Annotated in this window: 18 protein-coding genes and 2 pseudogenes; 11 read left to right on the plus strand and 9 right to left on the minus strand. The window is 67.7% G+C overall.

The features are described from left to right. Positions 1–284: 284 nt before the first annotated feature. Positions 285–2,462 (minus strand): Rne/Rng family ribonuclease, encoded by a 2,178-nt coding sequence (locus K6K41_RS27865; RefSeq protein WP_315855106.1) that lies wholly within the window; start codon positions 2,460–2,462, stop codon positions 285–287. A 743-nt stretch (positions 2,463–3,205) separates the two neighbouring features. Here K6K41_RS27865 and K6K41_RS27870 point away from each other — a divergent pair. Continuing rightward, positions 3,206–4,417, plus strand: coding sequence for an N-acetylmuramoyl-L-alanine amidase (locus tag K6K41_RS27870; protein WP_261403216.1), 1,212 nt, complete (start codon positions 3,206–3,208; stop codon positions 4,415–4,417). Positions 4,418–4,572: 155 nt separating this feature from the next. Then, positions 4,573–7,017 (plus strand): penicillin-binding protein 1A, encoded by a 2,445-nt coding sequence (locus tag K6K41_RS27875; RefSeq protein WP_261403217.1) that lies wholly within the window; start codon positions 4,573–4,575, stop codon positions 7,015–7,017. 213 nt (positions 7,018–7,230) lie between these two features. Here the strand turns inward: K6K41_RS27875 and K6K41_RS27880 are convergent, their stop codons facing one another. After that, entirely contained in the window at positions 7,231–7,539 is a 309-nt protein-coding gene (locus K6K41_RS27880; protein ID WP_261403218.1) for an EthD family reductase, read from the minus strand. A 156-nt stretch (positions 7,540–7,695) separates the two neighbouring features. On the opposite strand from K6K41_RS27880, the pseudogene prfB reads away from it, so the two are divergent. Then, positions 7,696–8,828: pseudogene (gene prfB, locus K6K41_RS27885) on the plus strand (peptide chain release factor 2). 130 nt (positions 8,829–8,958) lie between these two features. On the opposite strand, the gene K6K41_RS27890 reads toward prfB, so the two are convergent. From K6K41_RS27890 to K6K41_RS27900, 3 genes are all read right to left on the minus strand, one after another. Further along, on the minus strand, positions 8,959–9,273 hold the full coding sequence (locus tag K6K41_RS27890) for a M23 family metallopeptidase (RefSeq protein ID WP_315855107.1): 315 nt from the start codon (positions 9,271–9,273) through the stop codon (positions 8,959–8,961). Continuing rightward, positions 9,216–10,142 carry a hypothetical protein gene (locus K6K41_RS27895; protein WP_261403219.1) on the minus strand — a complete coding sequence of 309 codons (927 nt, stop codon included), beginning with the start codon at positions 10,140–10,142 and terminating at the stop codon, positions 9,216–9,218. The genes K6K41_RS27890 and K6K41_RS27895 overlap by 58 nt, the downstream gene beginning before the upstream one ends. An 87-nt stretch (positions 10,143–10,229) precedes the next feature. Further along, positions 10,230–10,700, minus strand: a complete 471-nt coding sequence (locus K6K41_RS27900) for a peroxiredoxin (protein ID WP_261403220.1) — start codon at positions 10,698–10,700, stop codon at positions 10,230–10,232. Positions 10,701–10,956: 256 nt separating this feature from the next. Here K6K41_RS27900 and K6K41_RS27905 point away from each other — a divergent pair, with 256 nt between their 5' ends. Next, the gene (locus K6K41_RS27905; RefSeq protein ID WP_261403221.1) at positions 10,957–12,336 is read left to right on the plus strand and encodes a DUF748 domain-containing protein; all 1,380 of its coding nucleotides are present in this window, start codon (positions 10,957–10,959) and stop codon (positions 12,334–12,336) included. Further along, positions 12,333–14,417, plus strand: coding sequence for a DUF3971 domain-containing protein (locus K6K41_RS27910; protein WP_261403222.1), 2,085 nt, complete (start codon positions 12,333–12,335; stop codon positions 14,415–14,417). Before K6K41_RS27905 ends, K6K41_RS27910 begins: the two co-directional genes overlap by 4 nt. Before the next feature lie 55 nt (positions 14,418–14,472). On the opposite strand, the gene tyrS is transcribed toward K6K41_RS27910, so the two are convergent. Further along, positions 14,473–15,729, minus strand: a complete 1,257-nt coding sequence (gene tyrS / locus K6K41_RS27915; protein ID WP_261403223.1) for a tyrosine--tRNA ligase — start codon at positions 15,727–15,729, stop codon at positions 14,473–14,475. A gap of 226 nt (positions 15,730–15,955) precedes the next feature. Between tyrS and K6K41_RS27920 the strand changes: the two genes are divergently transcribed. The 3 genes and pseudogenes from K6K41_RS27920 (at position 15,956) to K6K41_RS27930 (ending at position 19,594) form a co-directional block, all read left to right on the plus strand. Further along, entirely contained in the window at positions 15,956–17,170 is a 1,215-nt protein-coding gene (locus K6K41_RS27920; RefSeq protein WP_261403224.1) for a DUF2778 domain-containing protein, read from the plus strand. Between the two features lie 150 nt (positions 17,171–17,320). Then, positions 17,321–18,376: an NAD(P)-dependent alcohol dehydrogenase gene (locus K6K41_RS27925; RefSeq protein ID WP_261403225.1), complete on the plus strand. Its 1,056-nt coding sequence runs from the start codon at positions 17,321–17,323 to the stop codon at positions 18,374–18,376. Positions 18,377–18,498: 122 nt separating this feature from the next. Further along, positions 18,499–19,594 (plus strand): annotated as a pseudogene (locus K6K41_RS27930) (anhydro-N-acetylmuramic acid kinase). Positions 19,595–19,612: 18 nt separating this feature from the next. Here K6K41_RS27930 and K6K41_RS27935 read toward each other — a convergent pair. The 3 genes from K6K41_RS27935 to K6K41_RS27945 form a co-directional block, all read right to left on the minus strand. Continuing rightward, on the minus strand, positions 19,613–20,449 hold the full coding sequence (locus tag K6K41_RS27935) for a hypothetical protein (RefSeq protein ID WP_261403226.1): 837 nt from the start codon (positions 20,447–20,449) through the stop codon (positions 19,613–19,615). A 2-nt stretch (positions 20,450–20,451) separates the two neighbouring features. Next, the gene (locus K6K41_RS27940; protein ID WP_261403227.1) at positions 20,452–20,697 is read right to left on the minus strand and encodes a hypothetical protein; all 246 of its coding nucleotides are present in this window, start codon (positions 20,695–20,697) and stop codon (positions 20,452–20,454) included. 167 nt (positions 20,698–20,864) lie between these two features. Then, the gene (locus tag K6K41_RS27945) at positions 20,865–21,545 is read right to left on the minus strand and encodes an alpha/beta hydrolase (protein WP_261403228.1); all 681 of its coding nucleotides are present in this window, start codon (positions 21,543–21,545) and stop codon (positions 20,865–20,867) included. 149 nt (positions 21,546–21,694) lie between these two features. Here K6K41_RS27945 and K6K41_RS27950 point away from each other — a divergent pair, with 149 nt between their 5' ends. The 3 genes from K6K41_RS27950 to sufC all read left to right on the plus strand — a co-directional run bounded on the left by K6K41_RS27950 (position 21,695) and on the right by sufC (position 25,318). Beyond that, the gene (locus K6K41_RS27950; protein WP_261403229.1) at positions 21,695–22,873 is read left to right on the plus strand and encodes a cysteine desulfurase family protein; all 1,179 of its coding nucleotides are present in this window, start codon (positions 21,695–21,697) and stop codon (positions 22,871–22,873) included. A gap of 88 nt (positions 22,874–22,961) precedes the next feature. Then, on the plus strand, positions 22,962–24,434 hold the full coding sequence (sufB, locus tag K6K41_RS27955; RefSeq protein WP_261403230.1) for a Fe-S cluster assembly protein SufB: 1,473 nt from the start codon (positions 22,962–22,964) through the stop codon (positions 24,432–24,434). A 134-nt stretch (positions 24,435–24,568) separates the two neighbouring features. Beyond that, the gene (gene sufC / locus K6K41_RS27960) at positions 24,569–25,318 is read left to right on the plus strand and encodes a Fe-S cluster assembly ATPase SufC (protein ID WP_261405852.1); all 750 of its coding nucleotides are present in this window, start codon (positions 24,569–24,571) and stop codon (positions 25,316–25,318) included. The last annotated feature ends 3 nt before the right edge of the window (positions 25,319–25,321 follow it).

Here is a 25,321-nt window from a genome sequence, read left to right on the forward strand (position 1 = left end):
GCGGCGTCGCGTCTTCGGGCGCGGGATCCTCGCTCGGCGCCGCCGCCGCTTCCGCGATAGCCGGCGAGTCCTCGGTCACGGTCTCGACCGGAGCGGCGGTCTCGACGACAGTCGCGTCCTCCTCGCCGGCCTCGGCCGCGGCCGCGCCACGGCTCCTGCGGCCGCCGCGACGGCCCCGGCGGCGGGGCTTCGAAGTCGCGTCGTCGTCTTCGGCCGCCGCTTCGGCTTCAGCCGGCGCGCCGTCGCCTTCGGGAGCGGCCGCCTCGACCGGAGCAGGCTCGCCGTCAGCCACATCGCTCGCCCGCGACGTCGCTTACGACCGTCTCGCCCTCAGCCTGCTCGGCCGACGTTTCGTCCTCGTCGTCCGAGCCGTCTTCGTCGGCGTCGGACGAGGCCTGGCCGTTCTCTCCGCCATTGCCGCCGCGACCGCCGCGGCGCCGACGCCTGCGGCGTCGACGGCCGGAAGACCCGGAGCCGTCGCCGCGATCTTCGCCGGACGGCTTCTCGGCCTCGGCTTCAACCTCCTCGGAGGCCTCGACCTCGACCTCCTCCACGACCTCGTCCGGCTCGATCGAGTCGATGCGAACCTGGGTGACGGGCGCGCGGACCTCGCCGGTCGCCGGATCGGTGCGCTCGATGACGAGATGCTGACCGGCCGGAAGATGACCTTCGGCGCCGAACGAGATCGACACGCCGAAGCGGCCCTCGATCTCGCGGATGTGCGCGCGCTTCTGGTTGAGGAGATAGAGCGCGACCTCGGCGCGGGTCTTCACGAACAGGTTGCGCGAGGCGTCCTTGCGCAACGTGTCCTCGACCATGCGCAGCACGTGAAGCGCCACGGAAGGCACAGCGCGCACCGAGCCGACGCCGTTGCAATGCGGGCAGACTTCGCTCGAGCTCTCCAGCACGCCGGTGCGGATGCGCTGGCGCGACATCTCCATCAGGCCGAAATGCGAGATCCGGCCGAGCTGGATGCGGGCGCGGTCGTTCTTGAGGCAGTCCTTGAGCTTCTTCTCGACCGCGCGGTTGTTGCGCGACTCTTCCATGTCGATGAAGTCGATGACGATGAGGCCAGCGAGGTCGCGCAGGCGAAGCTGGCGCGCGACCTCCTCGGCCGCCTCCATGTTCGTGCGGAGCGCGGTGTCCTCGATGTTGTGCTCGCGCGTCGAACGGCCCGAGTTCACGTCGATCGCGACGAGCGCCTCGGTCTGGTTGATGACGATGTAGCCGCCGGACTTCATCGTCACGACGTTCGAGAACATCGCGTCGAGCTGGGTCTCGACGCCCATCTTCGAATAGAGCGGATGGCTGTCGCGGTAGGGCTGGACGATCTTGGCGTTGCTCGGCATGAGCATCCGCATGAAGTCCTTGGCCTCGCGATAGCCGTTGTCGCCGGAGACCAGAACCTCGTCGATGTCCTTATTGTAGAGGTCGCGGATCGAGCGCTTGATCAGCGAGCCTTCCTCATAGACGAGCGAGGGCGCGCTGGACTTCAGCGTGAGGTCGCGCACCGTCTCCCAGAGGCGCATCAGATATTCGAAGTCGCGCTTGATCTCCGGCTTGGTGCGCGTCGCGCCCGCGGTGCGGAGGATGACGCCCATCCCGTCCGGCACGTCGAGGTCGCTCGCGACCTCCTTCAGGCGCTTGCGGTCCTGCGCGCTCGTGATCTTGCGCGAGATGCCGCCGCCGCGCGCGGTGTTGGGCATCAGCACGGAGTAGCGGCCGGCGAGCGACAGATAGGTCGTCAGCGCCGCGCCCTTGGTGCCGCGCTCTTCCTTGACGACCTGCACCAGCAGGATCTGCCGGCGCTTGATGACTTCCTGGATCTTGTAGGAGCGCAGGCGGCGGGGACGACGCTCGGGGACTTCCTCCAGCGCGTCGCCGGCGCCGATCGACTCGACCGGATGCTCCTCGTGGTGCTCGTCGTCATGGCCGTCCTCGTCGTCGGAGACGTCCTTCGCCTCGACCTTGGCGGCCTGTTCCTCGACATGCTCGGCGACGGCTGCGTCCGCCTCGGCGGCCTCGGCCGGCTCGAGTTCGGGAACGCCGTCCTCGTCAGGGGCGGCTTCGCTGGTGGAGTCGCCGGACGGCGACGCCTTCGGCCGCGCGCGTCCGCGGCGACGGCGGCCGCTCGCGGGCTTTTCCGCCGGCTCCTCGTCATGGTCCTCGGCGGCTTCGGTCTCTTCTTCGGCGAGAAGCGCCTGCCGGTCGGCGACCGGGATCTGGTAGTAGTCCGGATGGATCTCGCTGAAGGCGAGGAAGCCGTGGCGGTTGCCGCCATATTCCACGAAAGCCGCCTGAAGCGACGGCTCCACCCGCATCACCTTGGCGAGATAGATGTTCCCGCGAAGCTGGCGACGGTTGGCGCTCTCAAAATCGAATTCCTCGACCTTGGAGCCTCGCACCACCACGACGCGGGTCTCTTCCGCGTGCGTGGCGTCGATGAGCATTTTGTTGGCCATGTGACTGACTCGGCTGTGCGGCCGGGCGGCCCGCCCGCCGTCTTGGACGGCGAGGGCGGCGCGCAAATCTCGCGCGAACGGCGCCCGACTGTGGTTGAAAGGGGGCATGGGAAGCGCGCGGCGAAGGCGGCGCGTTCCGAAGGCGAACGCCGGCGGCGCCGGCGGATCGAGGTCCCGGACGAAGCGAAATCGGCGATGAGCGCCGTGCGCATTCCCGGTGAGGCCTCGCTATCTGGCAGGACGGCCGGGTTTGGTCCGAACGCGTCCTGGCGGAACGTCAAAAACGGCCGACGACGGCGCCGTCGGCGGCTCGACGTCGATCCGTCGGGTCGAGGGCGGGTGTGACGCTTGGGTCGATCCGCGCCGCGGGTCGCGGCTGCGGGATCGGTCCGTCGCGCCGCCGATGAGTCTGATGCGCGGAACGCCCGCAAGAGTTGCGGGCAAAAGCGCCTCAGACGTCGCGTCCAAGACCACGAGCGCGGGGCGAATCTCGATGGGGGAGACTCGCTTCGCCTCGACGTGAGCTTTCGTTCTCTAGCCGAGAAGAGGCAAGTTTGACAAGCGCGCGAAGCTTTGGCTCGCCCCAAAGTCCAAGACGAGGCGGCTTTATTTGTGGGCCAGGCGCCACAGGTGTCCTGTCGCGGACCATGAGGGTTTAACAACCGTTAACCGTGCAGGCTTAACAACGAGTAAGCCTTTGGCGGTTCGAAGCCAACGCCTTTCCGGGGAGCGATCCGAAAGCGATGATTCTCAGGCTTTTCGCCCTGATCGTTTTCGCCTTTCCGCTGGTTCTGGGGGCCGAAGCGCGCGCGCAACGCGCCGAGCCCGCCGTGGTCGCGACCGACGCGCGGCTCGCGGGCGACGATCAGCGCACGCGCCTCGTGATGGATTTGTCCGCCTCGGCCACGATCCGCGCCTTCACGCTCGCCGACCCCTATCGCGTCGTCATCGACTTGCCGGAAGTGGCGTTCCGGTTGCCGGAAAGCGCGGGCCGCGAGGGCAGGGGGCTGATCTCGGCCTATCGCTTCGGCGTGCTCGCGCCCGGCCGCTCACGCATCGTGGTCGACGTCAAGAAACCGGTCGCGATCGACAAGGCGTTCGTGCTTGAGCCCGTCGAGGGGCAGCCGGCGCGCCTCGTCATCGATCTTACGCCGAGCGACCGCAAGAAGTTCCTGCAATCCATCTCCGCCGCCGAACCGGACCCGAGCGACAAGACCGGCGCCATCTCGTCGAAGGCCGCCGACGCCGGCGAGCTCCCTCTCGTGGTGATCGACCCCGGACATGGCGGCGTCGATCCCGGCGCGGCGGGCCCCGACGGGGCGAGCGAGAAGGAGATCGTGCTCGCCTTCGCCAAGCGGCTGAAGGAGCGGATCGACGCGAGCGGGAAACGCCGGGCGGTCCTCACCCGCGACGACGACACGTTCGTTTCGCTCCCGGGCCGCGTGGAGATCGCGCAGAAGGCCGGCGCGGCGCTCATGATCTCGATCCACGCCGACACGCTGTCCGATCCGTTCGGAGTGCGCGGCGCCACGATCTACACCCTTTCGGAGAAGGCCTCCGACCGCGAGGCCGAGCGCCTCGCCGAAAAAGAAAACCGCGCGGACCTGATCGCCGGTCTCGATCTCTCCGACGAGCCTGCCGAAGTCGCCGGCATCCTGTTCGAGCTGACGCGGCGCGAGACGGCGTCCTTCACCAGCCAGTTCGCCAAGGGCCTCGTCCGGGAGTTGAAGAAGACCGCGCAGATGAACAAGAACCCGTTGCGTTCGGCGGGCTTCCGCGTTCTCAAGGCGCCCGACGTGCCCTCGGTCCTGCTCGAGCTCGGCTACCTCTCCAGCAAGGAGGACGCCAAGCTGATGATGTCGGAGGCGTGGCGGGAAAAGGCGACCGGCGCGGTGGCGCAGGCGATCGACCGCTATTTCGAAACCCGTGTCGCCCAGGGCGCGGCCGGGCGCTGATTTGTCGGAGGCGGCCGCGGCGCCGTACATTCTCCACAAAGCGCCACGATTCCGGTGCCGTCGGATGACATCGGCCCATCCCGCCTGAAAGGCGGGGCCGGTCGGCGATTGGGGGCGGCGGTCACGCGTCGCGGGGTCTCGTAAAGGATCGGGGTTTGCGGCTACTCGTTCGAGCCATCGGCTTCCTGTTCGCGACCGGCGCGCTGCTCGGGCTCATCGGCGCGGCGGTCGTGGGCTATTTCGCGCTGAAATACTCGCGCGAGCTGCCGGACTACGAGCAGTTGGCCAACTACGAGCCGCCGATCATGACGCGGCTGCACGCCAATGACGGCCGGCTGATCGCCGAATACGCCAAGGAGCGGCGCCTGTTCCTGCCGATCCAGTCCGTGCCGAAGCGGCTCACCACCGCGTTCATCTCGGCGGAGGACAAGAGCTTCTACGAGCATGGCGGCCTGGACTTCTTCGGCATCGCGCGCGCCGCGCTCTCGAACTTCCAGAACGCCGGCCGTCGGCCGCAGGGCGCCTCGACCATCACCCAGCAGGTCGCCAAGAACTTCCTCCTGACCAACCAGCAGAACTACGAGCGCAAGATCAAGGAAGCGCTGCTCTCGCTGAAGATCGAGCAGACCTATTCGAAGGACCGGATTCTCGAGCTCTATCTCAACGAGATCTATTTCGGCCTCGGCGCCTATGGCGTCGGCGCGGCCTCGCTCGTCTATTTCGACAAGTCGGTCGGCGAGCTCGACCTTGCGGAAGCCGCCTATCTCGCGGCGCTGCCGAAGGCGCCCAACAACTACCATCCGTTCCGCTATCCCGAGCGCGCCATCGAGCGCCGCAACTGGGTGATCGACCGCGTGGTCGAGAACGGCTACGCGACCAAGGAGGAGGGCGAGGCCGCCAAGCGCGAGCCGCTCGACGTCAAGCCGCGTCCGACCGGCTTCCAGCTCGCCTCGAGCGAATATTTCAACGAGGAGGTCCGTCGCGTCCTCTACGAGCGCTACGGCGAGAAGGGCCTCTATGAAGGCGGCCTTTCGGTCCGCACGACGCTCGACCCGAAGATGCAGGCGCTGGCGCGAAAGTCGCTCACCGACGGCCTGATCGGCTTCGACGAGGCGCGCGGTTGGCGCGGGCCCGAGCGCGAGATCGATCCGAAGGGCGACTGGGGCGTGGCGCTCGCCGACGTGCCGGCCTATGGCGACGTGCCCTGGAAGCTCGCGGTGGTGCTCGACAGCGGACAGAGCGAAGCCACGATCGGCCTGCAGCCCGAGCGCGAGCGGTCCGGCCAGGTAAGTCGCAACCGCGTGACCGGCAGGATCCCGCTCGAGGGGCTGCGCTGGGCCAAATGGGCGAAGGGCGATCTCCGCGGCCGCCCGGTCAAGACCGCCGCTCAGGTGCTGAGGCCGGGCGACGTGGTCTATGTCGAGGAGTCCAAGCAGGGCTCCGGCGACTACAGGCTCCGCCAGGCGCCGGAGATTTCCGGCGGCCTCGTGGCCATGGATCCGTTCACCGGCCGCGTGCTGGCGCTCGCCGGCGGCTTCTCCTACGAGGCGAGCCAGTTCAACCGCGCGACGCAGGCGCTGCGCCAGCCGGGCTCCTCGTTCAAGCCGTTCATCTACGCGGCCGCGCTCGACAACGGCTACACGCCGTCCTCCGTCGTGCTCGACGCGCCGATCGAGATCGACCAGGGCCCGGGCATCGGCATCTGGCGGCCGGAGAACTACGCCAAGAAGTTCTATGGGCCGCAGACGCTGCGCTTCGGAATCGAGAAGTCGCGCAACGTGATGACCGTGCGTCTCGCGCAGGACATGGGCATGCCGCTCATCTCCGAATACGCCAAGCGCTTCGGCGTCATGGAGGATCTGCCGCGGATGCTCTCGATGTCGCTCGGCGCCGGCGAGACCACCGTCCTGAAGATGACCGCCGCCTATTCGATGTTCGCCAACGGCGGGAAGCGGGTGACGCCGACGGTGATCGACCGCGTGCAGGACCGCACCGGCAAGACCATCTATCGGCATGACGACCGGCAGTGCGTCGGCTGCACCTCGACCGCCTGGGCTCGCCAGGACGAGCCGAAGCTGATCGACGCCCGCGAGCAGGTGCTCGACCCGATGACCGCGTACCAGATCACGTCCATGATGGAGGGCGTGGTGCTGCGCGGCACGGCCACCAGCCTTAAGTCGATCGGCAAGCCGATCGCAGGCAAGACCGGCACCACCAACGACTACAAGGACGCCTGGTTCGTGGGCTTCTCGCCCGACCTCGTGGTCGGCGTCTATCTCGGCTACGACAAGCCTCGTTCGATGGGCGAGGGCGAGACCGGCGGTTCGGTGGCCGCTCCGGTGTTCGGCGAGTTCATGAAGGCGGCGCTTTCAGATAAGCCCGCGACGCCGTTCCGCGTGCCGCCGGGCATCAAGCTGATCCGCATCAACCCGTCGAACGGCATGCGCGCGTCGGGCGGCAAGACGATCCTCGAGGCGTTCAAGCCCGGCACTGCGCCGCCCGACAGTTACTCGATCATCGGCCAGGCGAGCTCGCAGCCTGAAAGCGTGACGCCGGACCAGGATCGCGCGGTCCGCTCGGGGACGGGCGGGCTCTACTGAAGACTTCGACCGGCTGAACCCGACTGCGCGCTTCGAGACGCCGCTCTCCGAGCGGCTCCTCGGCACGGGGATGGGTTCAGTCTACGCCAAGGTCCCTCATGCTGAGGAGCCCGGCATGGCCGGGCGTCTCGAAGCACGCAGTTCAACTCCGCAGTCAGAAACAAAAACGGCCCGAGCTGAACTCGGGCCGTTGCGATTGAACTCTGTGAAAGCTCAGCCGTCGGTCGCGTCGATGACCGCGATCGTGGGGGCGTCCGGCGAGTAGTTCGGGATGTCGGCGACGGCGTCCTGGCCGGCCGGGGAGGACAGAGCCGCGCCGAGCGCCTCCTTGCTGTCGAAGGTCCCGACGAAGATCCAGAAATAAGCGCCTTCGCCGCCGTCCGGGCCGGTCGAGGGGCCGAAGCTGAAGGACTTCAGGCCCGGCATCTTCTCCACGAGCGGCATGTGGGTGCTGCGGAAATAGCTGTCGAACTTGGCCGGGTCCGCAGGCTTCGGATACATGACGACGAGCTTCACGCTCATGGAAAAGTCCTTCCGATCATCGTTTCGTCGGCGGCTCGAACGGCCGCGTGGCCCACATAGGGCGAGGCTGCGCGGAAGTCGCGCGGTTTACATGCGGCGGGGGCTCGGGCTAACAGTCGCGGCCCCGCAGCCCCAGCCGGATTCAGCCCAAGGCCCATGCGCGCCGAGATCGAAACACTCGTTCAGGACATCGAGCAGTCAGTCGGGCTGCTGAGGAGGCATCTTTGACTGGGATGTCGCACAAGCCCGCCTCGACGAACTGAACCACATCGCCGAAGATCCCACGCTCTGGGACGATCCCCAGCGCGCGCAGAAGATCATGCAGGAGCGCACCTCGCTCGACGACCAGATGTCGGGCGTGGTCCGGATCGAGAAGGACCTCAAGGACAATCTCGAACTGATCGAGCTCGGCGAGATGGAGGACGACGAGAGCGTCGTCACCGAAGCCGAGGGCGCGCTTCGTTCGCTCAAGGACGAATGCGGACGCCTGCAGCTCGCGGCGATGCTGTCCGGCGAGGCCGACCAGTTCGACACCTTCCTCGAGATCCATCCCGGCGCCGGCGGCACCGAGTCCCAGGACTGGGCCGAGATGCTGCTGCGCATGTACACCCCGCTGGGCGGAGCGGCGCGGCTTCAAGATCGACGTGATCGAGCATCAGGACGGCGAGCAGGCCGGCATCAAGGCGGCCACGCTGCAGATCAAGGGCGACAAGGCCTATGGCTGGCTGAAGACCGAGGCCGGCGTGCACCGTCTCGTGCGCATCTCGCCGTTCGATTCGAACGCGCGCCGGCAGACGAGCTTCGCTTCGATCGACGTCTATCCGGTCATCGACGACACGATCAAAATCGAGATCAATGAGAGCGACGTGCGCGTCGATACGATGCGCTCGGGCGGCGCCGGCGGCCAGCACGTCAACAAGACCGAGTCGGCGGTGCGCCTCGTGCACAATCCGACCGGCATCATGGTCGTCTCGCAGGGCGACCGCTCGCAGCACAAGAACCGGGCTACCGCCTGGGACATGCTGCGCGCCAAGCTCTACGAGGCCGAGCTCAAGAAGCGCGAGGCGGAAGCCGCCGCCGACCAGGCCGCCAAGACCGACATCGGCTGGGGCCACCAGATCCGCTCCTACGTGCTGCAGCCCTATCAGCTCGTGAAGGATCTCCGCACCGGCCACACCTCCACGTCGCCGCAGGACGTGCTCGACGGCGAACTCGACGACTTCATGAAAGCGACGCTCGCCCAGCGGGCCTATGGCACGACCGCCGGCGACGTCGACGACGTGGACTGAAGAAACACCAGCTGGGTTCTGGCCTTGAGCCAGGACCCAGAGCCGCGACGCTTTTCGAGTTTGGCTCGACAAACCACGCCTTGTTCTGAAGGCGCTTCGGTTTTCCCGGATTACGTCCGGGACAAGAAACTCACCGCGACGCCAGCAACCGTCCGGCGTTCAGGAACCGCATCGGATCCACCGCCTCGCCGTTGACGCGGGTCTCGTAGTGGAGATGCGGGCCGGTGGAGCGGCCGGTGGAGCCGACGCGGCCGACCACCGAGCCGATCTCGACCTGGTCTCCGTCCTTCACGAGGATCGACGACAGGTGTCCGTAGCGGGTCACGAGACCTCCGCCATGGTCGATCTCGACCATCAGGCCGTAACCCCCGCTCCACTCGGCGTTGGTCACGCGCCCGGCCGCGGTGGCGCGGGCCGGCTCGCCCTGTTCCCGTTCAAAGTCCACGCCGGCGTGGAAGGCGACGCGGCCGAGGAACGGATCGGGCCGCGCGCCGAAACCGCTCGAGATCGTCGCGGCGGGGACGGGCAGGCGGATGGGCGCCCGGCGAGCCCGCGCTCGAACGCCGTGACGGCGACGCGGTCGGCCTCGACCTCGAGCGCCCGACTTTCGAAAGTGAGGGCGCCCGCGGGGAGGGGCTCGAACGGCCCGCCGCGCGCCCGGCCGTCGCCGACGGCGGGGCGACGGATGCGCGCCGCGTCATAGACCTGCTCCAGCGTCTTGCGGCGCTCGGAGGTGCGGATCGCCAGCCCTTCGAGCGCGCGGGCCTGATCGACTTCGATCGCGTCGAGCGAGGCCGACATGCGATCGGCGGCGTCGCCGGACGACGAACGCAGTTCGGGAGCGCCGTGGCTTTCGACGTCGAGCGGCTGTGGCTTCGCCGCCGCCGCCGGAGACGGGCGCTCGGCGCGGGCGGAAAGGCCCGCCCCGAGATCGGCGAGCTCGTCGAGACGGCTCTGACGTTTTTCGATCGCGGCCTGGCGCGCCGCGAGTTCGGCGAAGCGATCGTCCATTCCCGAAGCCGCCACGAGACTGCGGGTGCGGGCGCGCTCCAGCTCGTCGCGCAGCGTGGCGAGATGCGCCTCATAGACGTTCGCGGAGGCGTTGGCGCCGGCCCTGAGCTCGGCCACGACGGTGTCGTGGAAGATCATGTAGGCCGCTGACGACAGCGACCAGACGACGATCGCCAGCAGGGAGGCCACGACGGCGAAAACGCCGTAGCGCGGCAGCCGCACCGCCATGCGCCGTCCGCCGCGCTCGATGACGATCCGCTCGCCCTGGCTTGCGCCATACCCCTTGGCCCCTGCGACCGGCATCGAATCCCTCCAGCGGAAACACTGAGGGATCGTGGGCGGTTAGGGTTAATCAGCAGATAACGCCGGGGTCTTGGGCGGCAGGTTCGCCTAGAGCGCCCTGACCGCGGCGAGCACGGCGTCGGCGTGGCCGTCGACCTTCACCTTCTCCCACACTTTTGCGATGTTTCCGTCGCGGTCGATCAGCACCGTGGTGCGGGCGACGCCCATGAAATTCTTGCCGTACATGCTCTTTTCCCGCCAGACGCCATAGGCTTCGAGCATCGACTTCTCCTCGTCGGCCGCAAGATCGAAGCCGAGACCGTGCTTGGCCCTGAACTTGTCGTGGCTCGCGACGCTGTCGGGCGAAACGCCGACCACCACCGCCCCGGCGGCTTCGAAGTCGCCCTTCAGGCGATTGAAGTCGATCGCCTCCTTGGTGCAGCCGCTGGTGTCGTCCTTCGGATAGAAATAAAGCGCCACCGCCTTACCCTTGAGAGACGCGAGGCTGATCGATCCGCCTCCGGACGCCGGAAGCTCGAAATCGGGCGCGGGCGATCCGACGGTAAGCGCATGTGGCATTGGACGTCCTCCAGAGGCTTCATGAAAACGCCGCTTAGGGCGTGGAATAGCTTGCGGCGGACGTCAGGATGAAACACGGTCCCGCGGCCGGGTCCAGCCGCTTCGGCGAGACGGTTGAGTCCCGCCGTCACACGCGCGTCCGACGGGGCGCCTGCCCGGAGGAGACCCGTATCTCGGAATGCCGGACGCGTCAGGGATCGAAAAGCCGGTGATCGATGGCGGACGGACGGACTCGTCCGCGGCCGCGCAACCGTCTGTGAGCCGGCGCAAGCGGCTTGCGGCGTTCGCGTTTCCACGCCGGCGGGTTCGGGCCGACGGGCTTCCCGCCTCGCCGAAGCCGACGGCGCGGCGGATCCTCAGCCTTGCGCTCAGCGGCGTCGCGGCGCTCGTCGCAGTCGCGGCGGCGGTCTGGCTCGCCATCCTCTATCTGCCGATTCCCGCCTCTCAGGTCGCGCCTCGCGTGCAGGCGGCGCTGCAGGAGCGGCTCGGCGCAAGTTATGCGGTCAAGATCGACGACGCCGAGCTCCAGCGCGGACCGGACGGCGTCGAGCTGCGGCTCGTGGACCTCACCATCACGGAAGCCGGAGGCGGCCCTGTGGTGGCGAGCGTTCCGAGGGCGGAGCTTCGTCTCGACGGGATGAGCCTGCTTGCAGGCGACGTGAAGATCCGCACCGTCCATGTGACCGATCCCCGGCTCGACATGCGCTTCGACATGGCGGTGGACGCGGCGTCGAAGAACTCCGACTTGCCTGACCGCATCCTCGCCGCCATCGGAGACCTCGACCGTCTGCTCGGCGCGGACGGGGCCGCGGGCGCGCTCGAGGAGGTGGAGGTCACGGGAGCGACCGTCCTGATCGCGCCGCGCGCCCGCGCGCCGCTGTCGCTTGACGGCGTCGACCTCAGACTGTCGCGCGGGGCAGGGGGGGCGCTTGCGCTCACCGCTTCCTCGGCGCGGGCGGAAGACCGCTGGACCACGGCGGTGACGGTCTCGGCGTCGGCGCCGGACCAATCGCGTTCGCTCGACCTCGGGCTCGAGAACGTCGATCTCGCGCCCTATTCCGCGCCGTTCGCCGAAAAGGCCGGCGCGTCGCCCGCCAAGGGACGCCTGTCCGGTCATTTCAGCGCCCGGATCGGACGAGAGGCGACGCTGCTGGCCGCCGAAGGCCGGCTCGAGGCCCGCGGCCTTCAGTTCGCCTTGCCAGGACCTGCCCGCGCCGAAGGAGAACGGACGGCGGTCCGCCATCTCGGTGGACCGCCTTCAACTTGCGACCCGCTGGGATCCGGTTCGACGGGCGCTCGTGATCGAACCGTCGCAGATCCGCGGGCCCGGCGGTCAGTTGGCGTTTTCCGGCCTACTGACGGCGCCGTCCGGGCCCGGAAAGCCGTGGGCGGCCGAGGTCTCGGGCGGGGACGTCCTGCTTTCCGGCGACACCCAGGCCGATCCCCCCTTGAGGCTCGACCGCATCGACCTGTCCGCGACCTTCGATCCGACCGCCGGCGTGCTCGAAATCGTGCGCGGCCAGCTTCAGGGCCCGACCGCTCACGCCGCGCTGACGGGGCTCGTCCGCTTCGAGGGCGCCAGTCCCGCGGTTCGCCTCGGTCTGGTGTCGACCTCCATGCCGGCCTCCTGCAGTGAAGCGGCTCTGGCCGTTCTTCCTCGGGACTTCGATCCGCGAGTGGGTGGTGGAGAATGTCGGCGCAGGCACGGTCGATGGTCTCTCGCTGACCCTCGACGTGCCCTCCGGAGCTTTCGCCGCCATGGGGCCGCACGATCCGCTGCCTCCCGGTTCGATGTCGCTCGACATTCCCTTCACCGAAGGCACGCTGCGGGGCTCCGCCAGCTTGCCCTGGATCGAGAAGGCGAAGGGCCGGGTGCTCGCCACCTCGCGCAAGGTCGACGTGACGATCGAGCGCGCCGAGATCCCAAGCTCGGAGGCCGACGGTCCGCTTGCGGTGCAGAACGTGCTGTTTCGCGTCGACGATCTCGCGCCGCGCTATCCGAAGGCGCGGGTGACCCTGACCGTCGACGGGTCGCTGCGTCGCGCGCTCACCCTCGTCGGCTCGGGCCAACTCGGCCAAAACCCCATTCCGCAGCAGCTCGACGTCAGCAAGGTCTCGGGCAAGGTGACCTCCGACGTCGCGATCGACGTCGAGCTCAGCCATCCGCCGGGCCAGTCGCCGCCGCCTGTCGTCAAGGTCACGGCGGAGGCGCGCGACGTCAGGATCGCGGGCGTGTTCGCGGGCCGCAACTTCGAGCGGGGGACGCTCTCGCTGAAGGCAGGCGACCAGCCGACGACGCTCAGCGGAAAGGGACAGGTGGGCGGCGCGCCCGCCGTCGTGCAGATCACCGAGACGCCGGGCTCGGACGGCGCTCCGCCGCGCCGCAAGCTTGCCGTGACGCTGACCGCCGACGCGACCGACCTCCAGAAGCTCGGTCTCGATATACCGGGCGCGCTGACGGGATCGATCCCGCTGTCGGCCGACATCATGCTCGACGACCAGAGCGCGCCCATGGTGGTGAAGGCCGACCTCGCCGCGGTCGGCATCGACGGCGTGGTGCCGGGCTTCAGGAAGCCCGCAGGGCGCGCAGGCCGCCTCGGCTTCGTGGTCGAGAAGGGGTCAGACAAGACCACGCTCAAAGACTTCGTGCTGGAAAGCGGCGACAGGAGCGTTCGCGGCACGATCGAATTCGGCCCGAAGGGCGATCTTCTCTCGGCGAACCTGCCGATCTACCGGCCGGGTCCCGGCGACGACGCGAAGGTGGAGATCGACAAGGCCAAGGGCGGCGTCACGGCGATTGCGGTTCAGGGCGCGGCGCTCGACCTCAAGCCGATCCTCGACAAGGTTCGCGGGAAGCCCGGCCCTGGCGGCGGCGCGGCGAAATCCGACAGCAGCTCGGCCCCGAAGAACCTCGACGTCACCGCCAAGCTCGGCACCGGGCTCGGCTACGGCGACGAGGCCGTAGCGGGGCTCGACGTGAAGCTCGCGGTGCGCGACGGCAAGGTGCGCGAGGCGGAGGGATCGGGGCGCGTCGGATCCGCCCCGATCTCCTTCGCCACCGGCGAGGACGGGCGGCTTGCCGTGAAGGGCGGCGACGCCGGTTCCTTCTTCCGTTTCGCCGACCTCTACGGCCGCATCGACGGCGGCGCGTTCGACCTCAACGCCTCGCTCGCCGGCGGCCCAGGCGTTCTGCGCATCCGGAATTTCTCGGTCCGCAACGAGACCGCGCTGGAGCGGGTGCGGCGAACCACCAACGCCGATCAGGGCGCGGCCGCGGCCGCGGCCTCGCGCGGCGCGACGCGCTTCGACCGCCTGCAGGTGCAGTTCGTCCAGTCGACCGGAATGATCAAGGTGGACGAGGCCGTGGTCTACGGGCCCACGATCGGCGCGACCATGTCGGGCACGGTGAACTACGCCGCCGACAAGGTCGATCTCGTCGGCACCTTCGTGCCGATCTACGCTCTCAACAATCTCGTCAGCCGGGTGCCGATCATCGGAGCGCTGCTCGGCGGCGGCAAGAACGGCGGCCTCGTGGGCGTGACGTTCCAGGTGCGAGGCGCGACCAACCAGCCGGCGGTCGTGATCAATCCAATGTCGGCGGTCGCGCCGGGATTTTTCCGGAAGCTGTTCGAGTTCCGCCAGAGCGCGCCGAGCGGGGACGCCGCGACAGGAAGCACGAGCGGCGGCAACGCCGCCGATGGGGCGACCGCGCAGTAGCGGCGGCTGAAGCCGACCGCGCGCTTCGAGACGCGCGCAGTTCAGCCCGAGCGCGTCAGCCGGCTGGCCGCAGCAGCACGTGCTTCTTGCGGCCGAGCGAAAGCTTGATCACGCCGTCGACGAGATCCGCCGAGGTCAGCGTCGCGCGCTCGTCGGTGACCGGCGCGTCATTCACCCGCAGGCCGCCGCCCTTCACCTGACGGCGCGCCTCCCCGTTCGACGCGACGAGCCCGGCGAGTTCGGCGAACGCCGTCAGCACGCCGACGCCCGCCGAAAGCGCCGCGGCGTCGACCTCGACGGTCGGCAGCGATTGGGCAAGCGCGCCTTCCTCGAAGGTCTTGCGGGCGGTCTCGAGCGCGGCCTCGGCCGCCGCGCGGCCATGGACGATCGCGGTGGCTTCGGTGGCCAACACCTTCTTGGCCTCGTTGATCTCGTTGCCCTGGAGCGCGCCGAGCCGCGCGATCTCGTCGAGCGGCAGGTCGGTGAAGAGCTTCAGGAACCGCTCGACGTCGGCGTCGTCGACGTTGCGCCAGTACTGCCAGAAGGCGAAGGGACCGGTCATGTCGGCGTTGAGCCACACCGCGCCGCCCGCGGTCTTGCCCATCTTGGCGCCGGACGCGGTGGTGATCAGCGGGCAGGTGAGCGCGAAAAGCTGCGCCTGGTCGACCCGGCGGCCGAGCTCGATGCCGTTGACGATGTTGCCCCACTGGTCCGAGCCGCCCATCTGCAGCCGGCAGCCGTAGCGGCGGTTCAGCTCCAGGAAGTCGTAGGCCTGCAGGATCATGTAGTTGAACTCGAGGAAGGAGAACGGCTGCTCCTGCTCGAGGCGGCTCTTCACGCTGTCGAACGACAGCATGCGGTTGACCGAGAAGTGGCGGCCGATTTCTCGCAGGAACGGCACATATTCCAGCTGGTCGAGCCACTCGGCGTTGTCGACCATGACGGCGTCGCCCGCGCCCTCGCCGAAGCTCATGAACTGGGTGAAGACGCCTCTGATCGTCGCCTTGTTGGCCGCGATCGCGGCGTCGTCGAGAAGCGGACGCTGGGTGTCGCGGAACGAGGGATCGCCGATCTTGGTGGTGCCGCCGCCCATCAGCACGATCGGCTTGTGGCCGGCCTGCTGGAGCCGGCGCAGCATCATGATGTTGGCCATATGGCCGACATGGAGCGAGGCCGCGGTCAGATCGTAGCCGATATAGGCCGTGACCCGGCCCTCCGACGCCAGCTTGTCGAGTTCGTGCGGCTCGGAGACCTGATGGATCTGCCCGCGCTCGTCGAGCAGGCGCAGAAGGTCGGAGGCGTAGGCGGTCATCAGAAAAGCTCGGTCGGCGAGGCGGAAAGAAGAGCGCGGTGTGTAGCAGGTTCGCGGACCAAATCCACGCCGAACGCCTGTTCGATCGCGCACGCAAAGATGGTTAACGTTTTTGCGCCACCATCTGGAGGACTAAGCTGAAGCCTCACGACGCCGATCGTGTCGGGCCGCGGCGAAAGTCTTGGGAGTAACCGACCGCGCCGTTGGCGTCGGGGGATGCCGGTCGATGAGTGCAAGCGTTCGCGTAGCGGGTTCGGGCCGCAGGGGCCGGCTGATCTGTGTCGGGGCGGGGCTGTTCCTGGCGAGCGGCGGCGCGATCGCGGCATTGCTTGCCGTGACGTCGATGGCGACCGCAAACCTCGTCGCCGCGGCCTCGCATCGCCCGGGAGCGCTCGCGGATTGGCGCCAGCCTCAGGTCGCTTCGGGGGCGGGGACTTCAGCGGGAAAATGGTCCGCGCTGTTCGCCGAACATGACGCCGAGTTCGGGCGTGGGGGCTCCAAGGCTCTCGGCGAGAAACTGGCGACGCTCGGCGCCGAGATGAGCGAGGCTCGCGTCGCACAGGATCAGAGGCCGTCGGCCGTCAGGATCGCCTCGCTCGGACCGGCGCCGGCCCGGGCGATCGAGCCGGTGCCAGCTCCTCGCGTGATCGCGCCGGCGCCGCCCGTCGAAGCGTCCGTGGTCCCGCCGACGCCTGTCGTCCGGCTCGCCGCGCTGGAGCAGCCTGCGCCGGCTCCGGCGATTGTCGAGCCGATGGCGGTCGAACGGCCCCTGGTCGCGGAGCCGGTCGTCGTGCCTGTCCCGAGGCCGCGTCCAGTCGAGTTCGCCCGCCTGTCGCAACCGGTCGCGCCCTTGCGCGCCGAGGCCACGGTCGTTCGGCCGGAGACCAAGGCGCCCGGGGCTCCGTCTCCTCGGCCCACTGCGCTCGCCTATGCGGCTCCCGAGACCGAAACGAAGACCGACACCCCCGGCGGCTTCTTCAGCAGCCTGCTCGGCCGCGACGACGCTTCGCGTCTGCTTTCCGGCCGGCGGGGGATTGCGATCTACGACATCGCCTCCGCGACCGTGCGCCTGCCGAACGGCGAGCGACTCGAGGCGCATTCGGGCCTCGCGCACAGGCAGGACAACGCAGCCTATGTGCGCGAAAAAAACCGCGGCCCGACGCCGCCCAACGTCTACGACATGAGAATGCGCGAGGCCCTGTTCCACGGCACTGAAGCCATTCGGCTGCTGCCGCGCGATCAGAAGAAAGTCTTCAATCGCGACGGCCTGCTGGCTCATTCCTACATGTACGCTGGCGGCGGCCCCCGCTCGCAGTCGAACGGTTGCGTCGTCTTCAAGGATTACGGCCGCTTCCTGAGAGCCTTCAAAGCCGGCGAGATCGCCAAGCTCGTCGTGGTGCCGAACATGGCGGCGCTGCCCACCTACATGGCGGGTCTCTGAGCGTCCGGGCGCGCAAAAGAAGCGTTCTTGCCTGTCCGCTGCGTTGTATGTGCCCATACGCAACGGGACTTCGGATAAGCGCGCCCTAAGTCGCGCGCGTCGCCAGTCGCCGCGAGACTGCGGCCGCGGCGAAATCCAAAGGATCATTCCATGTTTTCATGCACCGGATATGCCGCCGAAGCCGCCGACAAGCCGCTCGCTCCGTTCAGCTTTGAGCGTCGCGCCCTGCGCCCGAGCGACGTGCGCATCGAGATCGCCTATTGCGGCGTCTGCCATTCCGACCTGCACCAGGCCCGCAACGAGTGGAAGAACACCGTCTATCCCTGTCTCCCGGGCCACGAGATCGTCGGCAAGGTTGTCGAGGTCGGCCCGCAGGTGACCAAGTTCAAGGTCGGCCAGAACGCCGCGATCGGCTGCCTGGTCGACAGTTGCCGCAGCTGCGCGAGCTGCAAGGAAGGGCTCGAGCAATATTGCGAGAACGGTTTCGTCGGCACCTATAACGGCGCCGACAAGCAGACCGGCGAGAACACCTACGGCGGCTATTCCGACCAGATCGTCTGCGACGAGAGCTTCGTCCTCCACCTTCCGGACAATCTCGATCTCGCGGCCGCGGCGCCGCTGCTCTGCGCCGGCATCACCACGTATTCGCCGCTCAAGCGCTGGAAGGTCGGGCCCGGCCAGAAGGTCGGCATCGTGGGCCTCGGCGGCCTGGGGCATATGGGCGTGAAGCTCGCCCACGCCATGGGGGCCCATGTGGTGCTGTTCACCACCTCTCCGAACAAGGTCGAGGACGCCAAGAAGCTCGGCGCCGACGAGGTCGTGATCTCGAAGGACAAGGAGCAGATGCAGGCCCACGCTTCGAGCTTCGACTTCATCCTCGATTGCGTCGCGGCCAACCACGACATCAACGAATACATCTGGCTGCTGAAGCGCGACGCGACGCTGTGCCAGGTCGGCGCGCCGGAAGATCCGCTCGCCGTCGCCGTGTTCAGCCTGATCTTCTCCCGCCGCAACTTCGCCGGTTCGCTCATCGGCGGCATCGCGGAGACGCAGGAGATGCTCGATTTCTGCGGCAAGCACGGCATCACCTCGGACATCGAGCTCATCAACATCCAGGACATCGAGAAGGCCTATGGCCGGATGCTGAAGAGCGACGTGAAGTATCGCTTCGTCGTCGACATGGCGTCGCTGAAGCAGGCCGCCTGACCACGGCCGGGGCGGGGGCCGCGACTGCGGCTCCCGCCCAGCAGTCTTGACGCCGCGTTCTCTGCGACGAGCATGGGAGCGCTAAGTCGCCGCGCCCTTCGGCGCGTGCTGGAGGGCGGCGCATGCGCGCGATCGGGCTGATGAGCGGGACCTCTTTCGACGGGGTCGACGTCGCGCTCGTCGAGACCGACGGCGAGCGCATCACGTCGTTCGGGCCGACCGGCTATCGACCCTATCATGCCGCCGAACGCGCGGTGCTCGCGCGGGCTTTGGGGGAGGCGGTCGGAATGACCGACCGTGACGCCCGGCCCGGCGCCGTCGCCGAGGCCGAGGAGATCGTCACCGGCGCGCACGCCGCTGCGGTCAACGCCTTCGCGGCCGACAACGCCATCGATCTCGCGGGCGTCGACGTGGTCGGCTTTCACGGGCAGACGGTGCTGCACCGGCCGGAGGATCGCCTGACCGTCCAGATCGGCGATGGCGCCGCCTTGGCGCGGACGCTCGGACGGCCCGTGGTCTATGATTTTCGCGCCGCGGACGTCGCCGCGGGCGGGCAGGGCGCGCCGTTGGCGCCGACCATCCACCCGGTGCTCGTCGGCGGGCTCGGCCTGCCGCGGCCGCTCGCCGTTCTGAACCTTGGCGGCGTCGGCAACGTCACCTTCATCGGCGAGGACGGCGAACTGATCGCCTTCGACACCGGCCCCGCGAACGCCCTCATGGACGACCGGCTTTCGCGCGAAACGGGCCAGGCCTTCGACGAGGACGGCCGGATCGCGGCAACGGGACGCCCGGACGACGCCGCGCTCGGCGCGCTGATGGCGCATCCCTATTTTTCGAGGCGGCCGCCGAAGTCGCTCGACCGCAATGCGTTCGACGCGACCGTCACGGACGCGCTTCCGCTCGCCGACGCGCTGGCGACGCTCGCTGCCTTCACGGCGGCGTCGGTCGCAGCGGCCGCCGCGCATCTGCCGGCCAAGCCCGCTCTCTGGATCGTCGCAGGGGGAGGGGCGAGAAACCCGACGCTCCTCACGATGCTGCGGGAGCGTCTCGGCGCCAAGGTGAAGACCGCCGACGAGATCGGTCTGGCGGCCGACGCCATCGAAGCGCAGGCCTTTGCGGTGCTGGCGGTCAGAAAGCCTCAGGGGCCTGCCTTTGACCTATCCGGGAACGACAGGGGCGCCGCGTCCGATGACCGGCGGAGTGCTGGCGCGGCCCTGACGCAGACCCCGCGGGTCCTCAGAAGCCCATGTATGGAATTTCAATTGGTCCTTCGACGCGGCAACGGATCGCCCGGTTCGGCCGGTCCTCAGCCATTTCCACTGGAACGTCGTTGCGGAAGCCGACCCTCATGCAACAGTGCAGGTCTCCAGCTCGTGCGACGCATTCCTCAAAAATCACGCCTCTCGGATAGCTTCGCGCGATCTGGCGGGCGTCGGTAGCGAAGCCGTAGCTCGCCGACGGATTGGGGTGTGATCCCACCACATCCTCGGCCAGGCAGCGGAGAAACCGGACGTCTCCTGTCAGGGGGTTCGATGCGTCGCCTGGTCCCGTAATAACGAAACCACCAATGCCGCAACGGCGTGAAACGGCGTCTACGACTTCCCCGGTGATCGAGCTATTCGCAAACTTGAATCCCCAGCTGTAACAGTCCTCCGCCACGCCGCGGATTACGCGAAAACGTTCGTTCGCTCCGCTGCCGCTGAAGTCGACCGCCTGACCGACTCGTCGAACGTCTAGATCTTCAACCGAAAAGTCGTTGCAGCCCGCAACTGCAAGCCCACGATTATTGTCGAACACGGCCCAGCGTTTGTCTGTGCCGCCAATGTCCGACGCTTTCGCGTGCCGTAGCTTAAACTTCGAGCAACGCGCCATCCAAATGCCTTGGATCGCGTCGTCCTTCGGATGTTCATCGAGGCGATAGCGCATGTCCGAGGCCGAAACGTCATCGGCCGTGAAGTTATCGCAGTAGAGAAACGCAATTCCCGACCCGATGCCGCCGCCGCCGACGGCGAGGCCCCTAACAGAGAAGTTAGTGCATTTGCTAATGAAAATCCCGCCGTTGTCATTCACCATCTTTAGCTCGGGATGCTCTCGACCGGTGCCGCCGCGGCGCACCGTGACGTTCTCAAGCACAAAATCAGAGCATTCGAGATCGCCAGCGTGCGGCGGTTGGGTCCGTCTGGCTCAAGCTGAATGAGCCGGGCGTTGACCAGCCCCTTGAAATTCTCAGCCCCCTCAAGATTTCCGCGAACCGCGAAGGCGCCGCCTTGGCCATCGACCACGGTGCCGGAGTTCAGCGCTTTTGAGAGCGCCGCCCGCATGTCGGTCCGCCCGTCTGCGGTGAGACCGAGAGATGACGCTGTTACTGTCGCCGTGCGGCCGCCGACCTCGCGTCCGTGCGCTTGGTGGAACAACGACGCAGCCAGCGCTCCGCCGGCCGCCAGAACAATCTCTCGTCGCCGCATCATCGTTGGTTCCAAGCCAGCGCTTACGCCGCGCTCTCGCCGCCCTCGACGATCGGATCGCCGGTCGGGCCAAGGCGCTTGTCGAGATAGGAGTTCACCTCGACGAGCAGCTCGTCGACGCGGTTCTCGAAGAAGTGGTTGGCGCCCGGGATGATCGACTGGTCGATCACGATGCCCTTTTGCGTCTTGAGCTTCTCGATCAGCGTCTGGACGTCCTTCATCGGAGCGACGCGGTCCTGGTCGCCATGGACGAACAGGCCGGACGACGGGCAGGGGGCCAGGAACGAGAAGTCGAAGCGGTTGGCGGGCGGGGCGACCGAGATGAAGCCCTCGACCTCGGGACGGCGCATCAGCAGCTGCATGCCGATCCAGGCGCCGAAGGACACGCCCGCGATCCAGCAGGCGCGCGCGTCGGGATTGAGAGCCTGCGCCCAGTCGAGCGCCGAGGCCGAGTCCGACAGCTCGCCCGAGCCATGGTCGAACGCCCCCTGGCTGCGGCCGACGCCGCGGAAGTTGAAACGCAGGACCGAAAAACCGCGGTTCAGAAACGCGTAATAGAGATTGTAGACGATCTGGTTGTTCATCGTGCCCCCGAACTGCGGGTGAGGGTGCAGGATGAGCGCGATCGGTGCGCGGCGGCGCTTGGCGGGGTGGTAGCGGCCCTCGAGCCGGCCGGCGGGGCCGTTGAAAATCACCTCGGGCATGACGAATCCTTAATGCTGTCGCGCGCGGCTGTTGAGATATGCCGTCTTGCGCGGCGGGACGGTCGTCTCTAGCACGGATGGTCGGTCGCCTTGCAAGGATCGCGTGACGTTCGCCGGCGTCCGCGCGGCGGCTCGAGCGAAGAGCCAGCATGACCGTCGCCCGCGTCTATCTCGATCACAACGCCACGACTGCGACGCGCCCCTCCGTCGCAGCCGCGATGGCCGACGTGCTCGCAGCGACCGGCAATCCCTCCTCGGTCCATGCGGAAGGCCGCGCCAAGCGCGCGCTCGTCGAAGAGGCGCGCCGGAAGGTCGCCGCGCTCGTCGGCGCGGACGCGGCCTGCGTCACCTTCACGAGCGGCGGCACCGAAGCCTCGAACCTTGCTTTGACCCCGACGATCCGCGACTCGCGCGATCTGCGGCGCGTGACCCGGCTTGCGGTCTCCGCCGTCGAGCATCCGGCCGTCGCCGCCGGCGCGCGGTTTCCGTCCGCCGCGGTCGAAACCATCCCGGTCGACGGTCGCGGCGTCGTGGACCTCCAGGCGGTGGAGGCGGCGTTCGCCCGCCACGCCTCGGTCCATCCCGATGAGCGCATGATCCTCGCGCTGATGGCGGCCAACAACGAGACCGGCGTCATCCAGCCGGTGGCGGAGGCCGCCGCGATCGCCAAGCGCCACGGCGGCCTCGTCCACGTCGACGCCGTGCAGGCGGCGGGCAAGATCCCGGTCGACATCGGCGAACTCGGCTGCGACTTCCTGGCGATCGCGGCCCACAAGTTCGGCGGGCCGGCGGGCGTCGGCGCGCTGGCGCGAGCGCATGAAGGACTTTCGGTCGACGAGCCGCTCGTCCGCGGCGGAGGCCAGGAAAAGGGCTGGCGCGGCGGCACCGAAAACGTCGCTGGCTTCGTCGGGATGGGCGTGGCGGCGGAGGAGGCGGCGGGGCTTGAAGCCTTTGCGGACCTTGCGCAGGTCAGGGATGCGTTGGAGGCGGGGCTGCGCGCTCTGGGCGATCTCACTGTGTTCGGGGAGGGCGTGTCGCGTCTGCCGAACACCAGCTGCTTTGCGGTTCGCGGCCTGTCGTCCGCGAACGCCATGATCGCGCTCGATCTCGCAGGGATCGCGGTTTCGGCAGGCTCGGCCTGTTCTTCCGGGAAAACCAAGGCGTCGCCGGTGCTTGACGCGATGGGGATCGATCACGATCTCTCCACCGGAATGCTGCGTGTGAGCTTCGGCTGGTCGTCGGGCGCCCAAGACGGCGAGGCCTTTCTGAAAGCCTGGACGCCGATCGTCGCGCGGCGAAAACCGGGCGCGGTTATGACCGCCGCGTGACGTAGGGCGTTCCGCCTACGGCAAAGCCCTGCTAGAGACGTTCCAGATTGACGCCGCGGCCCCGTCCGCGACGAGGGAGTTGAGGAAAATGCCGGCAGTTCAGGAGACAGTCGCCCGCGTCCGCGCGATCGACGTCGACCAGTACAAGTACGGCTTCGTCACCGACATCGAGTCCGATCTGGCCGAAAAAGGCCTGTCGGAGGACACGGTCCGCTTCATCTCGATGAAGAAGTGCGAGCCGGAGTGGATGCTCGAATGGCGTCTGGAAGCCTATCGGCGCTGGCGCACGATGACCGAGCCGAACTGGGCGCGCGTCGACTATCCGCCGATCGACTACGAAGACCTCTATTATTACGCCGCGCCGAAGGGCACGAAGTCGGGTCCGCAGACGCTGGCCGACGTCGATCCGGAGCTGCTGCGCACGTATGAAAAGCTCGGCATCCCGCTCGTGGAGCAGGAAATCCTCGCCGGCGTCGAGCAGCGCCGCGTCGCGGTCGACGCCGTGTTCGACAGCGTCTCGGTGGCGACCACGTTCAAGGAAGAGCTGTCGAAGGCCGGCGTCATCTTCTGCCCGATCTCCGAGGCCATCCGCGAGCATCCCGAGCTGGTGAAGAAATATCTCGGCTCGGTCGTTCCGACCTCCGACAACTTTTTCGCGACGCTCAATTCCGCAGTCTTCTCGGACGGCTCCTTCGTCTATGTGCCCAAGGGCGTGCGCTGCCCGATGGAGCTCTCGACGTATTTTCGCATCAACGAGAAGAACACCGGCCAGTTCGAGCGCACGCTGATCATTGCGGATGAGGGCGCCTACGTCAGCTATCTCGAGGGCTGCACCGCCCCGATGCGCGACGAGAACCAGTTGCACGCGGCCGTCGTCGAGCTCGTCGCGCTGGACGACGCCGAGATCAAATACTCGACCGTCCAGAACTGGTACCCGGGCGACGCCGAAGGCAAAGGCGGCATCTACAATTTCGTGACCAAGCGCGGCGACTGCCGCGGCAAAAACTCCAAGATCTCTTGGACGCAGGTCGAGACCGGTTCGGCCATCACCTGGAAGTATCCGAGCTGCGTGCTGCGCGGCGACGGTTCGCGCGGCGAGTTCTACTCGATCGCGATCTCGAACGGCCGCCAGCAGGTCGACAGCGGCACCAAGATGATCCATCTGGGCAAGAACACCACGTCCAAGATCATCTCGAAGGGCATCTCGGCGGGTAAGTCGCAGAACACCTATCGCGGCCTCGTCTCGGCGCATCGCAAGGCGACGAACGCGCGCAATTTCACCAATTGCGACAGCCTCTTGATCGGGCACGACTGCGGAGCGCACACCGTGCCCTATCTGGAGGCCAAGACCTCCACCGCAGTGTTCGAGCACGAGGCCACCACCTCGAAGATCTCCGAGGACCAGATGTTCTACTGCCAGCAGCGCGGGCTGTCGGAGGAGGAGGCGGTGGCGCTCATCGTCAACGGCTTCGTCAAGGACGTGCTGCAGCAACTGCCGATGGAGTTCGCGGTCGAGGCCCAGAAGCTGATCTCGATCTCGCTCGAAGGCAGCGTGGGTTAACGACGATCGCGTCATCCCTGGCGACCGAAGGTCGATCCGGGATCGTTCGCAGGATATGACGCCCTTCTTGAAGGGCGATCCCGGTCGGGCGAAGACGCGGCCGCCGGGAGGACGAGTTGGGAAACGGACAGGAAATGCTCTCGATCAAGAACCTCCACGCCTCTATCGAGGACAAGCCGATTCTGCGCGGGCTCGACCTCGAGGTGAAAGCGGGCGAGGTCCACGCCATCATGGGCCCGAACGGCTCCGGCAAGTCGACGCTGTCCTATGTCCTGGCCGGCAAGCCCGACTACGAGGTCACCGACGGTTCGGCGACGCTCGAGGGCGAGGACCTGCTTGCGCTTGAAGCGGACGAGCGGGCCATTCGCGGGCTGTTCCTCGCGTTCCAGTATCCGCTGGAGATCCCGGGCGTCGCCACGATGACGTTCCTCAAGACCGCCCTCAACGCGCAGCGCCGCGCGCGCGGCGAGGACGAGCTGCCGACGCCGGCCTTCATGAAGCTGGTGCGCGAAAAGGCAGACGGTCTCGGTATTTCTACCGACATGTTGAAGCGCGGTCTCAACGTCGGATTTTCGGGCGGCGAGAAGAAGCGCAACGAAGTCCTGCAGATGGCCTTGCTCGAGCCCAAGCTCTGCGTGCTCGACGAAACGGACTCCGGCCTCGACATCGACGCTCTGAAGATCGTCTCCGAAGGCGTCAACGCGCTTCGCGCGAAGAACCGCGGCTTCGTGGTCATCACCCATTACCAGCGCCTGCTCGACCACATCCGCCCGGACATCGTCCATGTGATGGCCAAGGGGCGGATCGTGCGCACCGGAGGGCCGGAGCTCGCCCATGAGCTCGAGGCCCAGGGCTACGCCGCTTATGCGGCCGATGCGGCGTGAGGA

This window comes from Chenggangzhangella methanolivorans (assembly GCF_019797865.1).
Taxonomy (GTDB): Bacteria; Pseudomonadota; Alphaproteobacteria; order Rhizobiales; family Methylopilaceae; genus Methylopila; species Methylopila methanolivorans.

Bases quoted from the DNA above. Each gene is read 5' to 3' on its own strand.
- K6K41_RS27950 (WP_261403229.1), top strand. From the start codon at position 21,695: ATGACCGTCGCCCGCGTCTATCTCGATCACAACGCCACGACTGCGACG.
- tyrS (WP_261403223.1), bottom strand. From the start codon at position 15,729: ATGACCGCCTACGCCTCCGACCTTCTGCGCCTGCTCGACGAGCGCGGG.
- K6K41_RS27940 (WP_261403227.1), bottom strand. From the start codon at position 20,697: ATGCGGGCGGCGCTCTCAAAAGCGCTGAACTCCGGCACCGTGGTCGAT.
- K6K41_RS27935 (WP_261403226.1), bottom strand. From the start codon at position 20,449: ATGGTGAATGACAACGGCGGGATTTTCATTAGCAAATGCACTAACTTC.
- K6K41_RS27895 (WP_261403219.1), bottom strand. From the start codon at position 10,142: ATGCCGGTCGCAGGGGCCAAGGGGTATGGCGCAAGCCAGGGCGAGCGG.
- K6K41_RS27945 (WP_261403228.1), bottom strand. From the start codon at position 21,545: ATGCCCGAGGTGATTTTCAACGGCCCCGCCGGCCGGCTCGAGGGCCGC.
- K6K41_RS27900 (WP_261403220.1), bottom strand. From the start codon at position 10,700: ATGCCACATGCGCTTACCGTCGGATCGCCCGCGCCCGATTTCGAGCTT.
- K6K41_RS27880 (WP_261403218.1), bottom strand. From the start codon at position 7,539: ATGAGCGTGAAGCTCGTCGTCATGTATCCGAAGCCTGCGGACCCGGCC.
- K6K41_RS27925 (WP_261403225.1), top strand. From the start codon at position 17,321: ATGTTTTCATGCACCGGATATGCCGCCGAAGCCGCCGACAAGCCGCTC.
- K6K41_RS27920 (WP_261403224.1), top strand. From the start codon at position 15,956: ATGAGTGCAAGCGTTCGCGTAGCGGGTTCGGGCCGCAGGGGCCGGCTG.
- K6K41_RS27870 (WP_261403216.1), top strand. From the start codon at position 3,206: ATGATTCTCAGGCTTTTCGCCCTGATCGTTTTCGCCTTTCCGCTGGTT.
- K6K41_RS27865 (WP_315855106.1), bottom strand. From the start codon at position 2,462: ATGGCCAACAAAATGCTCATCGACGCCACGCACGCGGAAGAGACCCGC.
- sufC (WP_261405852.1), top strand. From the start codon at position 24,569: ATGCTCTCGATCAAGAACCTCCACGCCTCTATCGAGGACAAGCCGATT.
- sufB (WP_261403230.1), top strand. From the start codon at position 22,962: ATGCCGGCAGTTCAGGAGACAGTCGCCCGCGTCCGCGCGATCGACGTC.